Raw genomic sequence first — 1413 nt, forward strand, 5'->3', positions numbered from 1 at the left:
GAGCAGCCCGGCGAACACCTCGGCGACGGCCTGCTCCACCGGCGAACCCGGCGCCCGGAAAGCGACGGCACTGTTGACCTGCGGGGCGGGCAGGGCGCGGCGGTCGAGCTTCCCGTTCGGGGTCAACGGCAACGCCTCCAGCACCACGACCGCGTCGGGCACCATGTAACCGGTCAAGAACTCCGCGACCTGCCTACGCAGCACCGACGCATCCGAACTCGTCCCGGCATCGGGCACCACGTACCCGACCAAGCGGTCACCGGCGTGCTCGTCGGCACGCACCACCACCACCGCCTGGCTCACCCCCGGACACCGCAGCAGCGCCGCTTCGATCTCCCCGAGCTCGATACGGAACCCCCGCAACTGCACCTGCTGGTCCCCACGCCCGGCGTACTCGAGGGTGGCCAGGCCACCCAGACCTACCCACCGGCCGATATCGCCGGAGCGATACATCCGCGAACCCGGCGCACCGAAGGGATTGGCGACGAAGCGGGTAGCGGCCAGGCCGGGACGGCCGAGGTAGCCGCGGGAGAGCTGAGCGCCCGCGACGTAGATCTCTCCGGCGACGCCGACCGGCGCGGGGTTGAGCCGGTCGTCGAGCACGTACGCGTCCAAGCCCGGGATGGCGCGACCGATCACGCTGGCCGGGTTGTCGGCCATCTGCTCATCCAGCGACAAGTAGGACACGTGCACCGTGGTCTCGGTGATGCCGTACATGTTCACCAGCCACGGCGCGTCCACCGGGTGGCGCTCGTACCAGCGCTGCAACTGGCGCAGATCCAGTGCCTCACCGCCGAACACGACGTAGCGCAGCGCGAGTTCGCCCTGCTCGTCCGGGTGCGCGGCGCGGTCGGCTTCGGCGAGCTGGTAGAAGGCCGAAGGGGTCTGGTTGAGGACGGTGACCTGCTCGTGGATCAACAGTTCGCGGAACTGTTCCGGCGAGCGGGAGGTCAGGTAATCGACCACGACGACGGTGCCGCCGGTGGCCAGCGCACACCACAGTTCCCACACCGAGAAGTCGAACGCGAAGGAGTGGAACAGTGTCCACACATCGGTTTCGTCGAACTCGAACAGCGACTGGGTGTTGGCGAACAACTCGACCACATTGCGGTGCGCGACCCCCACACCTTTGGGCACACCGGTGGAGCCGGAGGTGTAGATGACATACGCCAGGTTGTCCGGACGCAACGGCACCAAACGTTCGCGGTTGCGGACGCGTGCGTCGTCGTAGCCGGTGGTGTCCTCCAGCAGGAGGACCGGAATATTGCCCGCGGGTAGCGATTCCCGCTCGGTGGCGGTGGTCAGGATGCAGACCGGGGCGGCGTCATCGAGCATGAACTCCAGCCGCTGCACCGGATAAGTCGTGTCGATCGGCAGATACGCCGCACCAGCGGTCAACACACCCAACAGGGC

At 67.8% G+C, this 1413-nt stretch carries 1 protein-coding gene; it reads right to left on the reverse strand.

The window, feature by feature from the left end; all coding sequences use genetic code 11:
• Positions 1-1413, reverse strand: a 1413-nt coding sequence (locus ACZ6DL_RS38085; protein WP_466058599.1) for an amino acid adenylation domain-containing protein, incomplete at both ends; no start/stop codon positions are given.

It is taken from the genome of Nocardia sp. NPDC041819 (assembly GCF_055590505.1).